We start from the raw sequence: 330 nt of genomic DNA, 5'->3' as shown, positions 1-330 counted from the left end.
GTAAGGCTCCCAGTAGACGACTGGGTTGATAGGCCGGATATGGAAGCCCTGTGAGGGGTGGAGTTGACCGGTACTAATAGGCCGAGGGCTTGTCCTCAGACGCTCGCGTTCACTGTGTGGTTCCCGGGTAGCGAACAGCTATCGCCGGTCCGGAGCCTAGTTTTCTTGGCTCCGCCAGGTTAAGTAACACAACTTTCAACTGAAAAGTGTGTTCGCTGAATACCCGATAGGGTTTCGGTGGTCATAGCGTGAGGGAAACGCCCGGTTACATTCCGAACCCGGAAGCTAAGCCTCACAGCGCCGATGGTACTGCAGGGGGGACCCTGTGGG

2 rRNA genes are annotated in these 330 nt (G+C 57.0%); both read left to right on the top strand.

The features are described from left to right. Positions 1-97 (top strand): 23S ribosomal RNA (locus IH44_RS0140205); the annotation flags it as partial. A 136-nt stretch (positions 98-233) separates the two neighbouring features. Continuing rightward, positions 234-330, top strand: a 5S ribosomal RNA gene (gene rrf, locus IH44_RS43560); the annotation flags it as partial.

The organism is Kitasatospora sp. NRRL B-11411 (assembly GCF_000721345.1).
Classification (GTDB): domain Bacteria; phylum Actinomycetota; class Actinomycetes; order Streptomycetales; family Streptomycetaceae; genus Kitasatospora; species Kitasatospora cineracea.
This window is presented reverse-complemented; position numbering and strand designations above follow the sequence as displayed.